Genomic DNA, 19,597 nt, shown 5'->3' with positions numbered 1-19,597 from the left:
CTGTCGATGAACTAGATAGGATAAGAGTCTCCAATTTTTGAATTTAACTCGTTATATCTTGATATTTATCCATAATTCGCTTGTTTTCGTGTATAATTGAATTATCAAAAAACAAGCGGGAGTTGGAGATATGAGCGGGGTTAAGTACAAGAACTTTGAGCAGGCTTCCTTCGAAGACCTAATGGTGTACTCGGCGATACCACCTCACCCATTCTGGGATATGGTGGCGAAACACATTGACTTTTCCTTCGCAAATAAGCTGTGTGCTCCTTTGTACTCGCCGCTCGGCCAGCACCCCTACGCCCCGTCGTTGAAACTGAAAATCCATCTCATACAGCGATACTACAATATTTCCGACCGAGAGATGGAATTAAAGATCGTCGGTGACATCTTTATCAAGCGATTCTTGGGTGTTCCGGTTTCGCTCGCCAAATTTGACCATAGCACAATTGCATTAGACAGGAGTCGACTTGGGGCGGACATATTTCATGCCTGTCATATGAACATCCTTGCTCAAGCCCTAAACCACGGTATGTGGGGCCAAGACGATGACCGTTGGTTGGTGGATGCGTTCCACACCTATGCCAATGTTGCCGCGCCAAGTACATACGAGCTTATTCAACAGGCTGCCCAAAAGCTTGTACGTCACCTGAAACGTAGGAGCCCAGCACATTATGCACAACTGAAAGCAGACATGGATGTGGGGGTGTTCTTCCGCAAGCTCAAACGTGATGTTCGGGGGACTGAAAGGAATCTCGCCTTCAGTAACCTATGCGTTTTAGGGTTTGGATTGGTGGCATGGATGAAACGCACAGAGGCTGACGAGGGGGTTACAAAATGGGAAGACCCCAGTGAACAGGAGACGGCAGAGCAACAATGCGAGGTGCTGCTGCGCATTTTGCGTGAAAATGTGGACTCAAAGGAACAGGATGAGGACTCATCCGGTTCATCTGACAGCAGTGGACCACAGAATAGAGGCTTTCAATACGCTGAACTGGGTCAAAAGGAGAAACCCGCCGACCGCGTAGTCAGTGCCCATGACCCAGAGGTACGTATAGGGCACAAATCCAAGAAGCTGGCGTTTCTGGGTGACAAGACGCAAGTAGTGGAATCTGCAAGCTCTCACTTAGTCCTCAATGCAGAGCCGATCCCTGGTAATGAAGCGGATGGGGTTACACTGGAAAACGTGGTGAAGACGGTCGTGGAGCAGTTCGACAAACGCCCCAAGGAAGTGGTGGCAGACGCAGCTTACGGAAGCGGGGAGAATCGCGATAAACTTGTCAACGGGTTACACATTCATCTGACCGCACCATTGACTAAAGTCACCAACCCTTCTGGCAAGGCATTTCGAACGGAGGACTTCACATATTTACCGGAAGATGACGTGGTCGTGTGTCCTGAAGGGCAGAGATCGGTTCGCAGGACTCACATTAAGAAATCTAAGGGTTCGCAATATGGATTTGCCGAACAAGTTTGTGGACAATGTTCTCTACGTGGGCAGTGTACCGACCATGCCAAAGGTCGCACTGTATTTGTAAGTGACTATTGGGCACTGCTGCAAGAGGCAAAGAAGTATAATGCGAGCGCGCAAGGGCAAGAGGCGTTACGAGCTCGGTACGAAATTGAGCGCACCAATAACGAGATGAAACGCCACCACGGGCTCGAAAGACCGCGAACCCGTGGCCGAAAGAAATTGCGAATTGACGTCAAAATTACGTCCATGGTCGTCAACGTCAAAGTCATGGTAAAGACCCTGGTGGAACGTTGTAAACCGTTAGAGGCCCCCGTCTGCTCTTAGAAGAAAGCGAGAGTAAAAAATGGAGGGATTGACAGTGGAAATCCCACGATTTCTGTTACTGACAACCAAAAATATACCATTTGCATCCAATTCCTTTGAAAAAATTCCCTAACGAAGGAAAACAGGAGCCTTACAGCTCCTGTTAATAGACTGTCTCCGGGAGGAGCTTAATTCGTCGAATTCCGGTATAAATGGGGAAATAGCGATCCGAGAAGAGCTTATCTACGACGGTCGGCCACGTCTCGCACGTCCCCAGCCACTGCCCCAGCCGCGTCCCCTCAGCCCGCCGGTAGCTGGGTGTGGGGGGGTGAGACCCAGCGGCGGAGTGCTGTGATAGAGGCAAGGGGGCTGCCCCTAAAGGTGTAGAACCTTTTGGGACAGCCCCCTTGTGTTCATGTATCATTGGGCCTTTTAGCTGCCGTAAGGCAGCATGATTCAACTAGTTGCCAGTTTAACCGACTTAACCGACAACCTTAATTTGACCTTTCATATAACCCTGGTGCGTCATGGAGTAGCTGCTCATGCCGCCGTCGCAGGAAATGGCACAGTGCCAATCGAACGTGCCGTCTTTGGTCGGTGTGAAGGTAAAGGTCGTGGTTGTCGGGTCCCCAGTTTTCTTCGCGCCCTTCATGACCTGGTTTAAGCCAAGTGTTGAAGAGGTCATGCTGTGCTCACCTGTGTCGTAGTTCGTCACGGTCACATGTACCGGAATTCCTTTTTGTACGGTGAAGTCAGTCGGTGAATATGCGTCATGAAGCTTACCGTCTTTTGCTGCATATTTCAGACCGTCTTTAATGGTCAAGTCAATGTACTGTTGGTTGTTGGCTGGTACGACATCGACAACGCCCTTCATGTAGCCGTCATGTGTCATTGCGTAGCTTTGCATGCCACCGTCGCATTTCATGGCGCAATGCCAATCCATTTTCCCTGCCTTGGTCGGAGTGAAAGTAAAGGTGTTTACCTTCGCTACACCTTTCTTGGTTGAACCTTTCACAAGAAAGTTGACGCCAAGAGCCTTTGATGTGAAGCTGTGTTCGCCGTCGTCATAGTTGTAAATCTTCAGTGTGACGGGTACGCCCTGGACGACTTTAAAGTCTGCTGGAATGTATGTGTCGTGAAGTTTCCCGTCTGTTCCCAAGTGGGCGCCAGGTAAAATGGTCAAAGTAATTAATTGCTTGGATAAGGCCGCTTTCTTTGTCGTTGCTGCTGTGGTGCTGGTGTTCGCAGTTGTATTCGTTGCTGCCGTCGATGGGTTGGCATTGCTCGTGCTGTTTGATGTGGTGCCGCAGCCTGCTAGAAACAGTGCAGGTACAGCTGCTGCAATTAACAAAGCTTTTTTCATTTTGGTCTCCCCCTCAATCAAAGTAAGCGAGTATATTGTTTACGACAACTACTCTATCGTGGGCAGGGGTTAGGAGGTAGACCAGAAGTGACTGTTTTAGCTCTCATTTGGATTAGTTGATTACATTGTAATTTAAGTGACTATGGAACTATATCAATAGTTACAACTGACTAGTCAAATGACATGTGTTCCCTAGTCTGCGTGGCTAGGATGACTTATTCTTACCGCTCTGTCGGTGCTTCCATTTCGTCCATAACCACAGGACGATTCCGAATAATATGCCCCAAGGCAGTATCCACGAGAGGAAGGTAACTAGGCCAAAGAACGATGTCTTCATAAAGTGAAGCGACTGCAGCAATGGATGCCACATGGGCTTCTGTTCTATCACCGCTGCTGAGGTCTTCGAAACGAGATGAATTGTGACTGTTCCGAAGGAGACGGATTGGTGCAAGTGATGGACTTGTTGCTTTACCGAATTGATTTGGCTGTCCACCTGTGTTAGCGACTGTTGAATTTGCAACATATCCTTCATGGTTTTAGCCTTACTGTATAGGCGTGAATAAGCTGTTGCTTCGCTTTGAAGCTGGTTTAGCTGCAGTTGCAGGTTGTTGGCTTGTTGCGTGACATTGCGTCCGCTTTGACTAAAGTTTTCAACAGCCCCAGTGGACTTTATTTCTTTCAGAAACGAATTAAAATGTCCACTTGGTACTCGGACGGTCATGTTAACAATTGTATTGTCGCTTGTGGCTTTTTGTCCTGTATTTGTCTCCATATTTTGAATATAACCGCCTGCTTTTGAAAGGAGATTTCTAACATGTGATGCGGTTGCATCTGGGTGGAGCGACTTCACCGTCAGATTCGCTGTTTTTATTACGGCGGCAGAGTTTGTTGTAGTCGCGTTTTGAGCGATAGAATTTGCTGAGGCATTGGAAGCTGTATGCCTAATGGAACTTGTTGCTGACCCTGATGCGCTTGAACTGCTTGCTGAGGCAAACTTGTAATGTCCGCTGCTTTGGGATGAACTGGCTGTGTGCTGCAGTAGCGTACCGACAACAATAGCGCCAGCCAATAGAGCACTGAGAATGAGCACAAGTGAAAGTGGAGACCATTTTCGCTTAAGCCACGTGAGAAGACCAGAGTGGTTAGTCCTGTTTACCGACATCAACAATTTCCCCCTTGTAAAGATGCGTCATCAGATTAGACAAGGGGGAGACGTAAACTGTTATCATGAACATCTCAATCACAGGATTTTTGTACGAAAGGAAGGCACGCATGCTGTATACGGATGGAATTCATTTAATTAGCGATACAAGTGTCGACGAGTTGACCAGGTTTGGAGAAGAACTTGGATTAAAGAGGGAATGGATTCACTGGACACCGGGAAGGCCCCACTTTGATTTAATCAACGAAGAGATTCGAAGTAAGGCCATACGGGCAGGTGCAAAACGTACTCATAGAAGAGAATTCGTGGCTGCGCTGCGCCGTATGCCTTCTTACCACGACTGGATTGCTGACAAAAACAAAAACCATTCGGCAAAAGACATTGGTTCAGAGTGACTTGAGAAATCTGGTCAACCGACATTGTGTATGACTGTGATTTCTACTGGCTTTCAGGCTCTATGGCTCTATGGCTTTCTAGCTTTCTAGTTCTGCCTGGAGTCTTTTTGCCAAAGGATTCTCCAACTGCTTTTGCCTGAGGTTCGCAGCGCAAAGCGCTTGTACACACGAGCACCGTAGAGTACAAGCAATGTGTTCAAAATGAGAACCAGACCAATGCTGATGAGTATTTGCCATACTGCGACCCCGTTGGTAGCAAGTGCAGCTCTCGCAAACATCGCCATGGGAGTCACGATTGGCACGAACGATGCGACGGTGGAAAATATGGAATCCGGAGCAGGCAGAATCCCAAACAAGGTGACATAGAAGAGAATCAACATGATGATAACTACGGGTGTCAGGGCCATCTGCTGTTCCTCAACGCGAGTGACCAGAGAGCCTGCGATGCCGTAAAGGGTTGCGTATAACATGTATCCAAGGATAAAGAACACAGGGAACAGAACGAGCATTTCCGCAGGAACGTGTTCAACGGGAAGCAAGGTAGAATGTTTCCGGAACAGAATGACACCTCCCGCAACAATCAACCAGATGGCATATTGCAACAGCCCGACCAAGCCAATTCCAATGATTTTACCAAACAGAATTTGCCACGGCTTCGTTGTAACCAGCACCATTTCGACAATGCGGTTGGACTTTTCCTCAACGACGCCCTGGGCTACCCAAGCTCCGTAAATGGTAATTGTTGCGAACAGCAGCACCAGCATGTAGTCCACCAGCAATTTGGAAGACAACATTTGCTGTTCGGATTTAGAATTTGGTTGAAGCTGAATAACACTGGTGTGGACGGGGGTGCTAAGGACCGACTGGCTTTGTGTCGGAAGCGTTTTAATGCGTTCTGACATAATTTGCTGACGGAGGACACTTTGGATCGTTCCAACGAGACTGGAACTGACTGATCCGTTCTCTCTAACTACAATGCCGGCACTCATCGCCGAACTCCCGCTTACCTGTGCAACGAGTTTGGCATGGTGTGTTTTCAGATATGACTTTGCCTCAGCGTTAGACAGGGATTGCAGTTTGGGAGAATTGTCAACCGTCAATTTAAAATCGTAATTGTCGGAGTTTTTCTGAATGCTCTTGACGGCGGTCGCTGCAATCACATGATGAGGATCATTTAACATGACTGTCGGTTTGGCCTTCTGATTGATAAAGTTCATAATACTTGGCAGAAACGTTAACCCGATGAGTAGAATAAGGCCGATGACTGTAAATGTCCAGTAGCCTCGTTTTGCAAGCCGGACTTTCATTTCCCGCTGCATCAAAATCCACAGTTCCCTCATTCGCTCTTACCCACTTTCTCGAGAAAGATATCATTCAGTGTCGGTCGAACCAGTTCAAATTGAGCTACGTCAATCTGCGCATCGACAAGTTGCCGTAACAGGTCATTTGGATTTACAGCAGATGCAGGCAGCGTGAGTGTTCCTGTCCGTTTGTCTGACTGCAGAAGTTCTTTGGTGTTGGGCGTTAACTTACTTCTTACGGCAGCTTCATCTGCGCGAATGCGAATGGTTTGTGGAGATTGCGCAGAGATGAGGTCATTCAGATTGCCTTGAACCATCATTTTGGACTGGTGAATAATGCCGACAGCGTCACTAAGCTCTTCGACGTGAGCAAGTTGATGACTGGAGAAGAGGATTGTGGCGCCGGTTTTGACGAGATCGAGAAAAACGGACTTGAACAGGGAAGTATTCACAGGATCGAGACCGCTGAACGGCTCATCGAGAATAATGACTTTTGGATTATGGATGACAGCCGCAATAAACTGGATTTTTTGCTGGTTCCCCTTTGATAGTTCGACAACCGTATTTTTCGCGTAATGCGGAATTTCAAAGCGCTCAATCCATTCGTTTGCAGAAGCGGATGCGTCTTGTTTGGACAGCCCTTGCAGTCGTCCAAACAGGATTAACTCATCGAGTACACGCATGTTGGGGTAGAGTCCGCGTTCCTCAGGCAGGTAACCAAATGTTGATTTTGGATGTTTCCGAGCAGGAGTACCGTTCCACAAGACTTCGCCTTTGTCAGCAGTGAGGATATCGAGGATGATGCGAATTGTGGTAGATTTCCCGGCGCCGTTTAACCCAAGCAAGCCGAAGACTTGTCCTTCCGGAATCGTGAAGGAAATGTCGTCAATGGCAAGTTTGTTGCCATAAGACTTTCTCAGTCCCTTAACCTCAAGTGTCATTTTCACCCTTACCTTTCATGTGTCCATCTTTTCACGTGTCCGTCTTTCTCATATGTACGTTTTCCAAACACCTCGGTTACCACCCGCGAAACGGCCGCCCGGTCCGATAAACAGTTCCCTTTCCAGAGGCAATCAGCTTATCGTCGCTTCCGTACACGTTCATTGAATAGAGACCTGTCTTCTTGGTCAGGTTGTCTTCCGTTACCACCGCTGTGACAACTGAACCGACAGCAGCGGGACGACAGTAGTTCAGATTTACGTTCAATGCGACAGCTTCGATGCCGTGAGAATTGCTGGCTACGGCAAGGGCAGTGTCCGCTAGTGAGAAAATTGCACCGCCGTGGGGTGTACCGTGAGGATTAACCATATCTTTTCGTACTGTCATTTGCACGCGGGCACTGCCTTCACCAGTTTCAATCAGTTGCATACCGAGAAGTGTGGAAAATGCATCAAGCTGGATTTCACTTACACTCATATCAGTTTCCTCCGTTTGCTTGTAGTGTAGCATAGCAATGTAGCGTTTTGGGATGTGGAGGGTGCATTTGAGCCCATTGTAACGGGATGGTACATTGAAGTTACGCAGAGGAGGTAAAACGATGCAACAAGTTGTTTTTATCGAAGTTGGTATGGGAATAGATTTACATGGTCAGGACGTAACAAAGGCTTGTGTAAAGGCGTGTAAGAATGCAATTGGGCACAATTCTATGCCTGGTATCACTCAGGTGCTTCCAAACCATGACTTGAACCAGATGCAAGTTCACGTAACGCTTGGCATACCTGACACGTGGCAGGATGTCGACGAGGCAGCTGTGAAAGGTGTATTTCCGTACGGCCAAGTCACAATCGAAAAGTAACCGGCGGACTCGAGGCATCCAGCGGTATTTTGCTTCCAGATAAGGGTGACAAGAACGATAACATGGTCATTGTAAATGCTGTGGTACAGGTAGGGTACTAACTTCGTGCCTGTCTCTCTAGACCTTACATATTTCACACGTTGACAGTATATTCAGATCTGGGCAAAGACAGGAAGGAGCGGTGCACAATGAAGATTCACGTTTTGGGTTTCTGGGGAACGTATCCGGGACCTGGAGAAGCCACGACCGGTTTTTTGGTTGAGACAGACCACAAGAAGATTTTGCTTGACTGCGGGTCAGGCGTTTTGGCTCAACTGCAAAAAATTTGTTCCGTAGAGGAATTGGATGCGGTGATTGTAACGCATCATCATCACGATCACGTTGCTGATCTGGGCGTCTTAGGCTACGCCATGCTGCTGGCGAGATTAACAGGTGCACGGCAGCATAAGCTGCCCATGTATATGCCTCTGTCGCCTTCTCCAACCGTTGACGGGCTGCAAAACGAACCGCTCATTGACGTCATGTTTATTGATGATACCACGGTCTTGGATGTGGACGGCTGGCAGGTCACGTTTGCTCCGACAGTGCATCCTGTTCCCTGTTTCGCCGTACGCTTTGAAAAAAACGGACAGTCCTTTGTGTTTTCAGCGGATACGTCATGGGCGGATAGCTTGGTTCGTCACGCTGAAGGTGCTGACTTGTTCATTTGCGAGGCCAGCATGTACGCAGGCCAGGAGGAAAACGCCCGTAATGCCGGGCACTTGACCAGCGTTCAGGCTGGAAAGCTGGCCAAAGATGCCGGAGTGAAACGGCTGGCTTTGACACACTATCCGCATTATGGAGACTGGAAGGATTTATTTCTGCAGGCCGAGGACAGCTTTGGCAACACTGTTGACAAGCTGGACACGTTGCAAGTGATTCACCTATAGATTTTCGTCTGGTTTTCCTTTTTTGCCCCATAGAAGTCCGTCTGGGATAAGGTTTCTGAATCCGTTGCTCTTGACAGTATACAAGACAAGAATGGCGATGGCGCCGAGAAGAAAGTCTGCACCGGTTGTCATCGTCATAATCATCTTTCTGGCAATCGCAAAGATGAGGATGTCTACTACCAGATGAAGGTCATGCTTGATTAACATCAATGCGACTTCAAGTCCAATGATATACAGCAGTGCGTCGTCGAGAAACTGTTGAAAACTCGCATTGTTGCCAGCCGACATAAGGTGGTGAAGACCACCTAGCATCATGACACTGGCCGTAACCACGCCTGCAAGAAGAAACAGTGACAGTGCAATTTCCAGTACGCGAATGACAAGTTCAATAGTGGTATAGAGTTTTTGCGGCAGCAGCTTTCGTTTCATCCTATCCCTCTCTCTTCCCTGAGCTCAAGTCACATGGCAATACCTCAGTGGATTATACGGAATTTTCTTTCAACTCTATCATAACAGGAAGTACGCTTCGTTACCTCCCCGTTCTGACTCGGAGCACTCTAGCAAACACGTAGACGGTCGTCGTCACGCTTGCAGTAAAGAAACCAACGGGCCAGCCAATATCATATGCCAACAAAAGAGAGAGCCAGAGGCTGCCAACAGAAATCACGATACTTAACATCATCATTTGACCTGGTCGACGGGACAGTTGGGCTGCCGCAGCAGCAGGTGCGACCAGTAGGCTGAAGTTCAGAAGTATGCCTATCAGCGGCACGGTCAAAGCTGCAGCGACAGATGCCACAATCAGAAACAGGACGTCAATTGCTGTCACGAAGACGCCGCGGGCTTGTGCCCACTCTCGCTCTATGGACGTAAGGAGTAAGGGGCGGTAGAGTAAGACCATCGCCAGCAGACAGAGTGTCCCTAAAGCCACCGTGATAAGGACCTCGTTGAGACTGATTCCCACGACTTGGCCAAAGAACAGAGCATAGGCATTTTGGGCAAATGTCTGTGAAATCGCAAGAAATAATGCGCCTAGACCTAAAGCGAGGACCAGTGTCAGAGCCGTGATAACGTCGTTTCGTCCCTTCTTACTCCAACTTCCAATGGCAATGGAGCCTGCCACGGAAAACACCGTAATGCCAACAAGCGGGTTGACACCGGTTAAAATGGAACCGGCAGCGCCGGCAAAACCGATTTTCGGGATGGCGTGTGCTACAAAGGTCCATTTGCGAAGTACAATGAAAACACCGATGCAGGCAGATAAAAGGGCAATCATGGTTCCGGCAGTGTATGCATGTACCATGAACGGCTGTGTAAATAAACCCGGTTGAAAAATCAATCTAAGCCAGCTCATTGCGAGCCCTCCTGTTGCAATCCGTTGCCGCTGAGGCCATGGTTGGAATTTGCATCCTGTATATTGTCACGTGCATGGTCATGTGAACTGTCACTTTTATTGTCCTGCGCAAGGTCATCTTCACGACTGCTGTGTTTCCGTAGACCTCTGCGACCATTCCTGCTGCGGGTGAACAGACTCGTCATCAGTACAACCAGGAATACCAACACGGCAATAAAGAAGCTGACAGGCCAGCCTTGACCGCGCGGAGGAAAGAAGACACTCATGTCTGCCAGTACGACACCGGCACAGAGAATCAGGACTCCAATCAGGCCCGCCAAAAAGAGAGCACGGTGGGGGCGTCTTGTCAAATGAACGGCAGCCGATGCCGGGCCAATCAGAAGGGCCGTTGACATCAGAGCGCCAATGACTAGGGCGCTGTTTTCTACTGTTATTGCCAAAGCCAACATAAACAGCAAACTCATGATTCTTACCGACACGCCTTTTGCAGCCGCAACCTCAGGACTGAGTGAACTGAGCAGCAAAGGTCTGTATAAAACTCCAATTAGAATCAATGAAACCAGCGAAACGAGCGCAATCAACGGCACCAATTTCGACTGAACAGCAAACAATGAACCGAACAGTACGAGTTGGGCAGCTGATGCACCTCCTGCAATCCGGGTGTCAAGGTACAGGAACAGAGCGCCAATGCCAAGGGAGAAGGAGAGGGCAATGCCGGTTGCAATGTCCCTGTTTCGGATTTTGTCACCGATTGCTTCGATGCCCGCGCCAGCCATGATGCCGAATCCAATGAAACCATACCAGGCACTCTGTCCAATCAAATATGCGCCAGACGCACCTGTAACACCTATATCCGTCAAAACGTGGCCTGCAAAGGACTGTCCGCGGATAATGACGAACACTCCGGCGACAGCAGAAGTCAACGCTATTAGTGCGCCGAGCCACAGGGCTCGAATGACAGCGGGATCGGCTAAAGAATGAAGTATTACAGTCATCATGGTGCTGTCTGCTCCTGTCCGTCACAGTGTAAGCATCCCGTCAGGTCCTCCACAGTCCCCTTGGTTTCCTGGCCGCCGACCACAATGATACGTCCCTTGACCCGCAGAACTTCAACATCATATCCGTAAAGACGGCTCAGCACCTCGCTTTGAATGATGTCATTCACAGGTCCCATGGCCCCGCGGCCCCTGGCCAGATACAGCACTTTGTTCATGACACCGAGCAACGGGTTTACGTCGTGGGCGACCAAAACAATGGCCAAGTTGCGAGTCTTGCCAAGACGGCCCAGCAATTGGACAATTTCATTTGCACTTTTTATGTCGAGATTTGCAAGAGGCTCATCCAGCAACATGATTTCGGGACGGGAGACCAGTGCCTGGGCTATCAACAAACGCTGTTGTTGCCCTCCGGACAACTGACCGACGGCTGCATGTTGGTAGCTGAGAGCATCCACTGCCGCCAGGGCTTCAGTGATACGATCTCTGCGTCGCTTTGTTGGCAGTGCAAAGCCATATAGATGACCGTCCAGACCCAGACCCACCAAATCGCGGGCGGTCAATGGCGTATCTTGCTCCAAGTGAATTTTCTGAGGGACATAGCCGATTTTCCGGTGCCCTCTGTGAACAGGTTGACCCAGCACTTCAACATCTCCGTCGGCAGGTGGAAACAGACCGAGGAATACCTTCAGTAACGTTGTCTTTCCGGCACCGTTTGGACCTAACAGGCCAACGAAGTCACCAGCCTGGATCTCCACAGTTAGATGTTCAAGGAGTTGATCGGAACCCATGCTGACCGAGAGGTTGGTCGCTTTAAGCACGATTCTTTTATCGATTCGGTGCTGTTCTTGAAACAGTTCGCTTGGAGTCTTCATTTTATCATCGTCTCCGTTGATTGCCCGGTTCTAAGGGCATTCTCAATGTTTTTTGTTTCTGCAGTCATCCAGCTTGCATAATCGTAACCGGGCGGAAGGGTTTCATAGGCAGCAACAATCGGGATGTGGTTTTCCCTCGCCAGTTTCAGCAAAGACTCACTAACGGTATCTGTAGCCTGTGGGTTGTATATCAAAAGCTTTACCAGATGCTTTGTCAAGAGGTTCTTTTCCGTACGAATTGCTTCCGGAGACGGGTCAATGCCATTCATTACTGCAGCCTCGAAGGACCATGGCGTCTTAATTTGCAGTCCGCCGGCATGCAATAGGTAATCAGCCACAGGTTCGGTCACCGCAACGGGGGCGTTGCGGTAGTGTTTGCGTAAGTCTTGAATCTGGCTCTGCCAGGTGTGCATTGATGTCTGAAATTTGCTTAAGTTCTTCTCATATACCTGCTTGTGTGCGCCATCCTGTTTGATTAAGGCGGAAGCAACGGCGGTTGCTACCTTGTTCATTTCACCCGGTTTGTACCAAACATGGGGATTAGTTTTTCCTGCGGTTCCGCGCACAAGTGTCCCGGCCTCAATCACCGTTCGTTTCGGATTTTGCGTAGCCGATTCCAGTTGTGTCATAAAACTGTCATAGCCAAGACCGTTTTGCACTACGAGTGTGGCTTGAGCCACCTTTTTTGCATCGTTGGTTCCTGCCTGAAAATCATGTGGATCAACGTTGGGATTGTTAATCATTGTAGATACTCGCACAAATTTGCCGCCAATCGCTTTGATGACATTGCTGTACTGCGCTTCTGCACCGACGGCCTCAATCATCCCTGTTTTGCCGAACCCAACGGAAGCGTGCTCTGTGTTACAGCCGAGGAGTGTTGCAGCAAGAGTGCCAGTAACAGCGGCAAGTTTGGTCGATTGTATCAGTTTTCTGCGTGCTTTTATACGGACTTGTGTCCCGTGAATTGCTGCTTGATTGGCCCGCCGCGCCGTTCGAGGCAGATTCCCTTGTTTGTCAGCACTGTTGGTCTTGCGTTTCATGCCCTGCCTCCTCTCAAACAACCTTTCCCGTGCTGCATTGACGATGGCATCGCCAAATTGCCGCGAACTGAGTTTATCAGAACGATTCCGATTTGTAAATAAGTATGATTCCGATTTACTGCACATTGGATTTTAGGTTACAATGCAAGCATGCGGCAGATCTTTGTACTCCATGCAGGGAGGTCAAATATTGTGGATTTCCGAAATAAGTCGCCTGATGAGATCCTTGCGTATCTGAAACGAGCCGGCTTTAAGTTCACAGGAAAGCGAAAGGCAATTATAGACTTGTTTGTGGAGCAACGGGACAAGTATTTATCAGCAAAAGAAGTCTTTGATGAAGTGCGAGAGAAGTACCCGAATGTAAGCTTTGATACCATTTACCGAACACTGGCACTCTTGGTAGACCAGTGGGTAATTGAGACCATGGAATTTAACGAGGATGCCGCAAGATACCGGTTGACATGTCGTGATGGACACCATCATCATTTGATTTGTCTGGGTTGCGGAAGAACATTTGCTCTCGACCAGTGTCCTATGGAAGAATTAAATGAGCGAATTAAAGGGTTTAAGACGGTCAGTCATCGCTTTGAAGTTTACGGATACTGCGAGAATTGTATGACTGCCTCGTGACTGTGCAGTGAAATACCCGTTTTTGAGACAAGCCTGACCAACGGGGATACTGTTATACTGTAGGGTGAAGCGGCATTGGGGGAATAACGTTGGATAATGTGACACACGGATTATGGGGGCTGGGCATTTACGGAACGTGGATTGCGTTAGCGGGTTCCGAGGTGCACACGAGTGTGGCTGCAGGCGTATGCATTGCGGCCATTGTTGGCTCTGAAGCGCCGGATTTTGACTATGCTGTACGCTTGGCAAGGGGGCCTGTCTCATATCTGCGGCAGCACCGGGCTTTGTCTCACAGTGTGCCAGCGTGGTTCATATGGCCTCTGATGATTGCACTTATACTTTCTATTTGGTGGCCGCGTCAGTTTGGGGTATTTTACCTTGTGGCGTTTGCTGGTGTTGTTATTCACGTAGGATTAGATGTCCTTACAGCATATGGAACTCAAGCGTTGTGGCCGTTCTCAAAACGAAGATGGGCGTTGGACGCACTGTTTATTGTTGACGCGGTGATGGTTGTGAGTGGTTTCCTTGGCTGGATACTCGTACTGACTCATGTTTGGTCAGCCGCTCGCTCTGTCTTTTTCTTTGGGAGTCTGGTCTTGGTGTATCTTGCAGTGCGGAGTATTCAGGCGGCGCTTGTCCATGAAAAAGTTCGCAAGCAGTTTCCCTCCAACTGGGCTGTTAGTACAATTCCCGGTCCGCTTCCGTGGTGGTGGAGTTTTGTCGCTGAAAGTGAGCGGGAGCTGATGGGTGGAAAAGTGAGCTTTTCGGGAGAACTAAGTCGTGAGATTCACTGGAGATGGAAAGACCGCGATGAAAAGGCCTTGCTGTTTGCTGTTCGTTTCACTAGAGTAGGATCCGTTTTTCACTGGTTTGCTCGCCACCTTGTATGGGCACAAACGGTGGAGGATGGACAGATTCGCATATCGTTGGCTGATGCAACTTTTCGCTTTCGAAAAACACTTCCGTTTGCCGCTTACGTTACGTTAAAGGAAAATGACGACGGGCGCTATTCAGTCGTTGAGCAATCACTGCGCGCGCAAGAAGTAGACTGGGAGGCGCTGGCACAGGATGCTGTCACTGCAGATGACTATGACAACTCCCATGTAAGCATTCCGCCTGCCAAAGACTGATTCGTTCCATGTGATGCCTAATTTGCAATCATGCTAGTTGGTCGTCTGGCATTTGGTTGTCTCGGTTGTATCGGGTGTCTCTCTAAAGCACTTACGTATCTGCCTTGTCAGCAGCTTGTTTTCGGAGGAATTGAACAATAGCCTCTAAAATTTCAGGGGGATTGCGTGTCTCCTGATTCCTCGCCAGTTCTTTAACCAGTGCCAGGTACGGACGTGAAGACTCGGAAATCAGGAACTCTCGTGTCTCCTTGTCATAGAGTTCTTGCAGGCGCTCCGCAACCAAGATGACTTCAGGGTCATGTAATTCGTCACTGAAATAGGTCAAGGGCACATGGAACACTTTAGCAAGGCGTTCCATGTAGTGGAACGAAGGGTTGGGACGTACGCCGTTCTCCATTGCTGATAAGTGACTCAGAGAAATCCCTGTTAACTCTTGAAGCTTTTGTAGAGTATATCCGTTCTGCTTACGCAATGCTGCTATTTTCTCGCCAATGGACATGCCCCTAACCCCCCTCCTTAATTATAGCGATTTCTCAGTTGTTTACACAAACGTGGAATCCATTATTATCATCTTTCTGTCATCTTTTCTGGTTATAGTGATGTCATTCAACGCTAGGAGGGATGGTAAATGGAAAGACATTTAGGTTGGTTGGTCGGTGCTGCAGGAGCAGTTTTGCTAGGTGCGGTCAGCCCTATGTTGCTGCTGTCTTCATCTGCACAGTTACAAGCCGGAGCATCCGGCGTACCTCGCAGTCCCTCTGCTGTCTCCTTGCCCAATGATGCTCCAATTGCGGTCAACAATCCTACAGCGTCGTACAAGTCTAACCGTAGTGCGATGTTGACTTATCACATCCGACAGGCGGGGGTCGTCGCTACTCAAGCTGTTGGCGGCGGACGTGTCAATAAGCTGGCCACGGATACGGTAGGTGGCCACAGTGTATGGAAAGTCTACGTGACAAAGCCCAAAGAGCAATGGCTTGTAACAGTGTCGAAGCACGACTACTCGGTCATGAAGAAAATCCATTTGGCGTAGGTGCCTCGTTGCACTAGGTTTATGAATAATAAGCTTCACACCGTTTCCCGGGCCAGATTTCGATGTTCTCGTGGTATGATTGTGGATACCGATGACAACTACACTAGGCATCCACTTTAGAGACATCGAGACTTGCGAAATGAGGGGGCGAACCCGTGTGAAGTTGTTGGTTATTGAAGATGACAGAAAAATTGCTTCTCTCTTAAATAAAGGACTTGGCAATATGGGCCACGTTGTTGATGTGGCCCATACAGCCGGAAATGGCTGGAAGTTACTAACAGACGGCTACTATGATTTGGTTGTGTTGGACGTGAAACTTCCGGACGAAGACGGGGTAACTCTGTGCAAACGAATTCGGTCTGCACAACTGGTTGTCCCCATCATTATGTTGACAGCGCGAGATAGCATTGACGATAAAGTCACGGGGTTGTCAGCAGGCGCGGATGATTATCTCACCAAACCGTTTTCGTTTGACGAACTGAAAGCTAGAATAGCTGCTTTGGGCAGAAGGCCTCCTGACTATGAAGATACGACCGTGCTTAAGGTGCGCGATATAGAACTCTATCCAGGAAAGTTTGTTGTCAAACAAGCGGGGGAAGATTTGAACCTGACCCGCAGAGAGTTCGCACTGTTGGAACTGCTCATGAGAAATGTCAACCGTGTTCTGACAAGGGAACTGATTTTGGACAGAGTTTGGTCAACTGATTCTGACCCGGTTGCCAATGTGGTGGAGTCTGTTATCGCCAGACTGAGGCAAAAATTAGGAAGTACAAAAAAGATAAATCCCTGATAAAGACCGTGCGGGGGATGGGGTATATGATGAAATCATGAAGAAAAGCTTGGCACTGAGCGAGAGGAAACTTTTGCGTCGAATTCAAATTCGACTGATTGTGTTCTATATGATTGCCTTTCTTGGTTTTGAAAGCCTGGTTATGGGTGTCACCTATGTGATTTTAAAGCGATCGGTGATGGCTCCCATGTATCAATCAATACAGGCGGAATGGGTACAAAAATTACCTGAAGCAAAGAAAATACTGGCTCCGGACAATGTGGAAGACAAGCGTGTTCGCGCAAAGATTGAGCATTCACCGGAAATGATAGCAACTTGGATGATTGCCGCAAATGGGCGTGTCATGGTGAAAGATTTAAGTGTTACCAATGCGACGGGTTCATTAAAACCCCTAGTCGACAAAATTTTAAATCGTTCCTTACATTCCAGTGGACATGTGTGGATGGCAGGTTCCATTAAAAAGGTACCCGTTTTGTTGGGTGCCAGACCAGTGTACACGAGTCAAGGACGCTTAGGAACCATGGTTAGTATTCGTTCTATCCATATTGTTGATGAGACCATTGAAACCCTGGGGCGAATTGATTTGTACTTGGGACTGGGGAGCATTATTTTGCTTTATCCTCTCACTTATATACTGGCACGGTGGTCACTGAACCCGATTCGCTCTGCACTCACGAGACAGCGCAATTTTGTCAATGATGCGGCGCACGAATTGCGTACACCGCTTACCATTCTGCACGGTACACTTGAACTTGCGCAGTCGGACGAAAACCTGAAATCGGTTCAACAGGCGCTTCAAGAAAGCATTCAAGAAACAGATTATATCACAGGCCTGATTAGCGATTTGTCGACGCTTGCGAGAATGGAGTCGGGAGCAACTGAACTGAACTTGAAGCAAGTGCAGTTAGAAGCTTTAGTCCAAGAGACCGTTCGAGGATTACGGTCCGTTGCGGTAAGAAAAAACATTGAACTCATTGTCGAAAATTCTTCAGGTAGAGTCATGGTTTTTGGTGATGAACGCCGAATTCGCCAGTTGCTCACCATCCTACTGGACAACGCGCTTAAATACACTCCTGCGCGCGGAGAAGTGGTCGTTGAACTTCAGAAGTTCCGCCACGATGTCATGATAAAAGTCAAAGATACGGGCATCGGAATTGACGAATCCGACCTTCCCCACATATTCGACCGCTTTTACCGGTCCTCATCTGCTGAGATGCAAAGCGCAGGCAGCGGCATTGGCTTGGCAATAGGGGCGTGGATTGTACAAGCACATCATGGACAGATTTCCGTAAAAAGTGAGAAGAATAAGGGAACCACTTTTCGCATCATACTTCCTGTTGAAGCAGAGGCGAATCGGGGCAAGCGGCTGATAAAACCATCACACTAAAAGTTGCATGCCCCTTTCTCGATGCAACACAATCTGCTATGGTGGAGCATGTAAACCATACAGGCAAGGGTATTTTCCGGCCTGGTGATGGGAGGAGACTTCATTGACTGCAGGACTTTCTGTCTGGGTAGCGTTTGGAGCTGGCGTATTATCGTTTGTGTCTCCATGTACGCTCCCCCTGTTTCCATCGTATCTAGGCTATATATCCGGGATATCCTTTCAGGATATAAAAAGCGGTAATGTAACACGGCCAGTGCGTGTAAGAGCATTGACACATGCTTTCGCGTTCGTTATCGGTTTAAGCATGCTGTTTGTTTTGTTAGGCTGGGGCGCGACGGAAGTCGGGAGTCTGTTGCGACAGTACCAATCCTCAATCCGCATCGTCGGCGGTGTCTTGGTCGTCATAATGGGTCTTTTTATGGCTGGCATCATTAAGAGCAGTTGGTTGATGAAGGAACGTCGAATACGCTTTCCGGTCAATAAACCTTTAGGATACCTCGGTTCGGTTGGGGTTGGTGTTATCTTTGCAGCAGGTTGGACACCCTGCATTGGCCCCATTTTAGGGTCTGTCTTAGCCCTCGTAATGGCGAATCCCTCAATTGGAACGTGGTACATGGTGGCCTATGCACTCGGATTCTCTGTTCCGTTTCTGGTTTTTGCAGTCACTTTGGTCTCAATCCGACCGCTACTGAAATATACGGAAGTCGTGTCTAGAGTCGGCGGCTGGCTGCTTGTTGTTATGGGACTTCTGCTCGTAACAAATGAAATTAAATGGCTCACCATCTGGATTCAGCAAGTTACTGGATTCACCAGTCTATAAAGCACAGCCTATTGCTTTAAAGTAGATAAACTTGTAGTTCAATGGTCATTGGATTACAAAATTTCCCTAAGCGCTTTATTTTTTCTACAATAAGGAAACAAAGTCGAAAAATCACTCCCTTTCCGCTATAATTTCTACTATAGAGGAAAAGGAAGAGTGGTGCGGATTAAGTATGAATAAAATTGGGGAACGTGTTCGAAGAGTACGACTGTCTCAGGCCATGACTGTAAAGCAACTGGCTCTTGCAGCAGGTGTATCCGTCAGTTATATCTATGCCATTGAGGCTGGAGTGCGGGGCTCCAATGTCACGAAGTTGCGACGGATTGCACTTGCACTGGGGGTACCTTTAAGTATTCTGCTCGGAGAAGGACAGGGTGACTAGATGAACTTCTTGGGAAAATTACAATGGGTCCTCAGCCGTTTCAGCCAGGGCACGTAGATAAACTATCATTGTTTGGACTGATTGGGTACAATACAGGTAATCGTGTCTGAGGAGTGCGAAGGGCGGGAGGAGTGTCACCGTGTCCACAGAAGAAGAAATTGGCTATGCGGACGCTATTCGTCAAGTCAGCCGAAGTCTGCAACGGCGAATGAAAAGCATTGAAGATGAGTTGAAGACAGCAGACGAGGATGTACGAACTGAGTTTGAGGTTCGTTTGGATGAACTGCATCATATGATGCATACGGTAGAGTCCTTACACCGTTAATTCAGAATACTGGCATTGCATAATTGGTGTTGCATACGCTTGCTGTATAGGATGGACTTCTTTAATGCCAAGCCCTGAAAACGGTTACAGTTGCTTGAGGCTGTAGTCTCTGCG

General features: G+C 48.4%; 22 protein-coding genes and 1 pseudogene. 12 read left to right on the top strand and 11 right to left on the bottom strand.

All coding sequences use genetic code 11. The annotated features are described in order from the left end of the window. The first annotated feature begins 130 nt into the window (after positions 1-130). Positions 131-1,798, top strand: a complete 1,668-nt coding sequence (locus GI364_RS19395; protein WP_198850109.1) for an IS1182 family transposase — start codon at positions 131-133, stop codon at positions 1,796-1,798. A 460-nt stretch (positions 1,799-2,258) separates the two neighbouring features. Here GI364_RS19395 and GI364_RS19390 read toward each other — a convergent pair whose 3' ends face one another. Together GI364_RS19390 and GI364_RS19385 are read right to left on the bottom strand one after the other, a co-directional pair. Next, positions 2,259-3,140, bottom strand: coding sequence for a cupredoxin domain-containing protein (locus GI364_RS19390; protein ID WP_198850845.1), 882 nt, complete (start codon positions 3,138-3,140; stop codon positions 2,259-2,261). Between the two features lie 205 nt (positions 3,141-3,345). Further along, positions 3,346-4,302 carry a DUF4349 domain-containing protein gene (locus tag GI364_RS19385; RefSeq protein WP_198850844.1) on the bottom strand — a complete coding sequence of 319 codons (957 nt, stop codon included), beginning with the start codon at positions 4,300-4,302 and terminating at the stop codon, positions 3,346-3,348. A 110-nt stretch (positions 4,303-4,412) separates the two neighbouring features. Between GI364_RS19385 and GI364_RS19380 the strand changes: the two genes are divergently transcribed. Next, on the top strand, positions 4,413-4,697 hold the full coding sequence (locus GI364_RS19380; protein WP_198850843.1) for a DUF4031 domain-containing protein: 285 nt from the start codon (positions 4,413-4,415) through the stop codon (positions 4,695-4,697). Between the two features lie 86 nt (positions 4,698-4,783). On the opposite strand, the gene GI364_RS19375 is transcribed toward GI364_RS19380, so the two are convergent. From GI364_RS19375 to paaI, 3 genes are all read right to left on the bottom strand, one after another. Next, positions 4,784-6,037 (bottom strand): ABC transporter permease, encoded by a 1,254-nt coding sequence (locus GI364_RS19375; protein ID WP_198850842.1) that lies wholly within the window; start codon positions 6,035-6,037, stop codon positions 4,784-4,786. Continuing rightward, positions 6,034-6,939: an ABC transporter ATP-binding protein gene (locus GI364_RS19370; protein ID WP_198850841.1), complete on the bottom strand. Its 906-nt coding sequence runs from the start codon at positions 6,937-6,939 to the stop codon at positions 6,034-6,036. The genes GI364_RS19375 and GI364_RS19370 overlap by 4 nt, the downstream gene beginning before the upstream one ends. Positions 6,940-7,015: 76 nt before the next feature. After that, complete coding sequence (paaI, locus tag GI364_RS19365; RefSeq protein ID WP_198850840.1) at positions 7,016-7,414, bottom strand: hydroxyphenylacetyl-CoA thioesterase PaaI; 399 nt, start codon at positions 7,412-7,414, stop codon at positions 7,016-7,018. Positions 7,415-7,535: 121 nt separating this feature from the next. Here paaI and GI364_RS19360 point away from each other — a divergent pair. Continuing rightward, positions 7,536-7,894, top strand: a pseudogene (locus GI364_RS19360) (Lin0512 family protein). Positions 7,895-7,981: 87 nt separating this feature from the next. Next, the gene (locus GI364_RS19355; RefSeq protein ID WP_198850839.1) at positions 7,982-8,722 is read left to right on the top strand and encodes an MBL fold metallo-hydrolase; all 741 of its coding nucleotides are present in this window, start codon (positions 7,982-7,984) and stop codon (positions 8,720-8,722) included. Here GI364_RS19355 and GI364_RS19350 read toward each other — a convergent pair. The 5 genes from GI364_RS19350 to GI364_RS19330 form a co-directional block, all read right to left on the bottom strand. Next, positions 8,717-9,151 carry a hypothetical protein gene (locus tag GI364_RS19350; protein WP_198850838.1) on the bottom strand — a complete coding sequence of 145 codons (435 nt, stop codon included), beginning with the start codon at positions 9,149-9,151 and terminating at the stop codon, positions 8,717-8,719. The genes GI364_RS19355 and GI364_RS19350 overlap by 6 nt on opposite strands. Positions 9,152-9,251: 100 nt before the next feature. Beyond that, on the bottom strand, positions 9,252-10,076 hold the full coding sequence (locus GI364_RS19345) for a metal ABC transporter permease (protein ID WP_198850837.1): 825 nt from the start codon (positions 10,074-10,076) through the stop codon (positions 9,252-9,254). Then, complete coding sequence (locus GI364_RS19340) at positions 10,073-11,074, bottom strand: metal ABC transporter permease (protein ID WP_198850836.1); 1,002 nt, start codon at positions 11,072-11,074, stop codon at positions 10,073-10,075. Before GI364_RS19340 ends, GI364_RS19345 begins: the two co-directional genes overlap by 4 nt. Then, positions 11,071-11,946 carry a metal ABC transporter ATP-binding protein gene (locus tag GI364_RS19335; RefSeq protein ID WP_198850835.1) on the bottom strand — a complete coding sequence of 292 codons (876 nt, stop codon included), beginning with the start codon at positions 11,944-11,946 and terminating at the stop codon, positions 11,071-11,073. The genes GI364_RS19340 and GI364_RS19335 overlap by 4 nt, the downstream gene beginning before the upstream one ends. Further along, entirely contained in the window at positions 11,943-12,986 is a 1,044-nt protein-coding gene (locus tag GI364_RS19330) for a metal ABC transporter solute-binding protein, Zn/Mn family (RefSeq protein ID WP_198850834.1), read from the bottom strand. Before GI364_RS19330 ends, GI364_RS19335 begins: the two co-directional genes overlap by 4 nt. 192 nt (positions 12,987-13,178) lie before the next feature. On the opposite strand from GI364_RS19330, the gene GI364_RS19325 reads away from it, so the two are divergent. Both GI364_RS19325 and GI364_RS19320 read left to right on the top strand, forming a co-directional pair. After that, positions 13,179-13,616 (top strand): Fur family transcriptional regulator, encoded by a 438-nt coding sequence (locus GI364_RS19325; RefSeq protein WP_233095883.1) that lies wholly within the window; start codon positions 13,179-13,181, stop codon positions 13,614-13,616. 98 nt (positions 13,617-13,714) lie between these two features. Further along, a complete protein-coding gene (locus GI364_RS19320; protein ID WP_233096195.1) occupies positions 13,715-14,746 on the top strand; it encodes a metal-dependent hydrolase in 1,032 nt (343 codons plus the stop codon). Positions 14,747-14,837: 91 nt separating this feature from the next. Here the strand turns inward: GI364_RS19320 and GI364_RS19315 are convergent, their stop codons facing one another. After that, entirely contained in the window at positions 14,838-15,245 is a 408-nt protein-coding gene (locus tag GI364_RS19315; RefSeq protein ID WP_198850831.1) for a helix-turn-helix domain-containing protein, read from the bottom strand. 129 nt (positions 15,246-15,374) lie between these two features. On the opposite strand from GI364_RS19315, the gene GI364_RS19310 reads away from it, so the two are divergent. The 6 genes from GI364_RS19310 to GI364_RS19285 all read left to right on the top strand — a co-directional run bounded on the left by GI364_RS19310 (position 15,375) and on the right by GI364_RS19285 (position 19,483). Beyond that, positions 15,375-15,779 carry a hypothetical protein gene (locus GI364_RS19310; RefSeq protein ID WP_198850830.1) on the top strand — a complete coding sequence of 135 codons (405 nt, stop codon included), beginning with the start codon at positions 15,375-15,377 and terminating at the stop codon, positions 15,777-15,779. Between the two features lie 157 nt (positions 15,780-15,936). Then, positions 15,937-16,569, top strand: coding sequence for a response regulator transcription factor (locus GI364_RS19305; RefSeq protein WP_198850829.1), 633 nt, complete (start codon positions 15,937-15,939; stop codon positions 16,567-16,569). 73 nt (positions 16,570-16,642) lie between these two features. Continuing rightward, positions 16,643-17,956, top strand: a complete 1,314-nt coding sequence (locus tag GI364_RS19300; protein WP_198850828.1) for a sensor histidine kinase — start codon at positions 16,643-16,645, stop codon at positions 17,954-17,956. Positions 17,957-18,059: 103 nt separating this feature from the next. Further along, positions 18,060-18,776 carry a cytochrome c biogenesis CcdA family protein gene (locus GI364_RS19295; protein ID WP_198850827.1) on the top strand — a complete coding sequence of 239 codons (717 nt, stop codon included), beginning with the start codon at positions 18,060-18,062 and terminating at the stop codon, positions 18,774-18,776. A 172-nt stretch (positions 18,777-18,948) separates the two neighbouring features. Next, positions 18,949-19,158: a helix-turn-helix domain-containing protein gene (locus GI364_RS19290; protein ID WP_198850826.1), complete on the top strand. Its 210-nt coding sequence runs from the start codon at positions 18,949-18,951 to the stop codon at positions 19,156-19,158. Positions 19,159-19,297: 139 nt separating this feature from the next. Next, positions 19,298-19,483 carry a hypothetical protein gene (locus GI364_RS19285; protein WP_198850825.1) on the top strand — a complete coding sequence of 62 codons (186 nt, stop codon included), beginning with the start codon at positions 19,298-19,300 and terminating at the stop codon, positions 19,481-19,483. Positions 19,484-19,597 lie beyond the last annotated feature (114 nt).

This window comes from Alicyclobacillus sp. SO9, from assembly GCF_016406125.1.
Taxonomy (GTDB): domain Bacteria; phylum Bacillota; class Bacilli; order Alicyclobacillales; family Alicyclobacillaceae; genus SO9.
The sequence above is the reverse complement of the archived record's forward strand: the minus strand, read 5'-3'. Positions and strand labels throughout refer to the sequence as shown.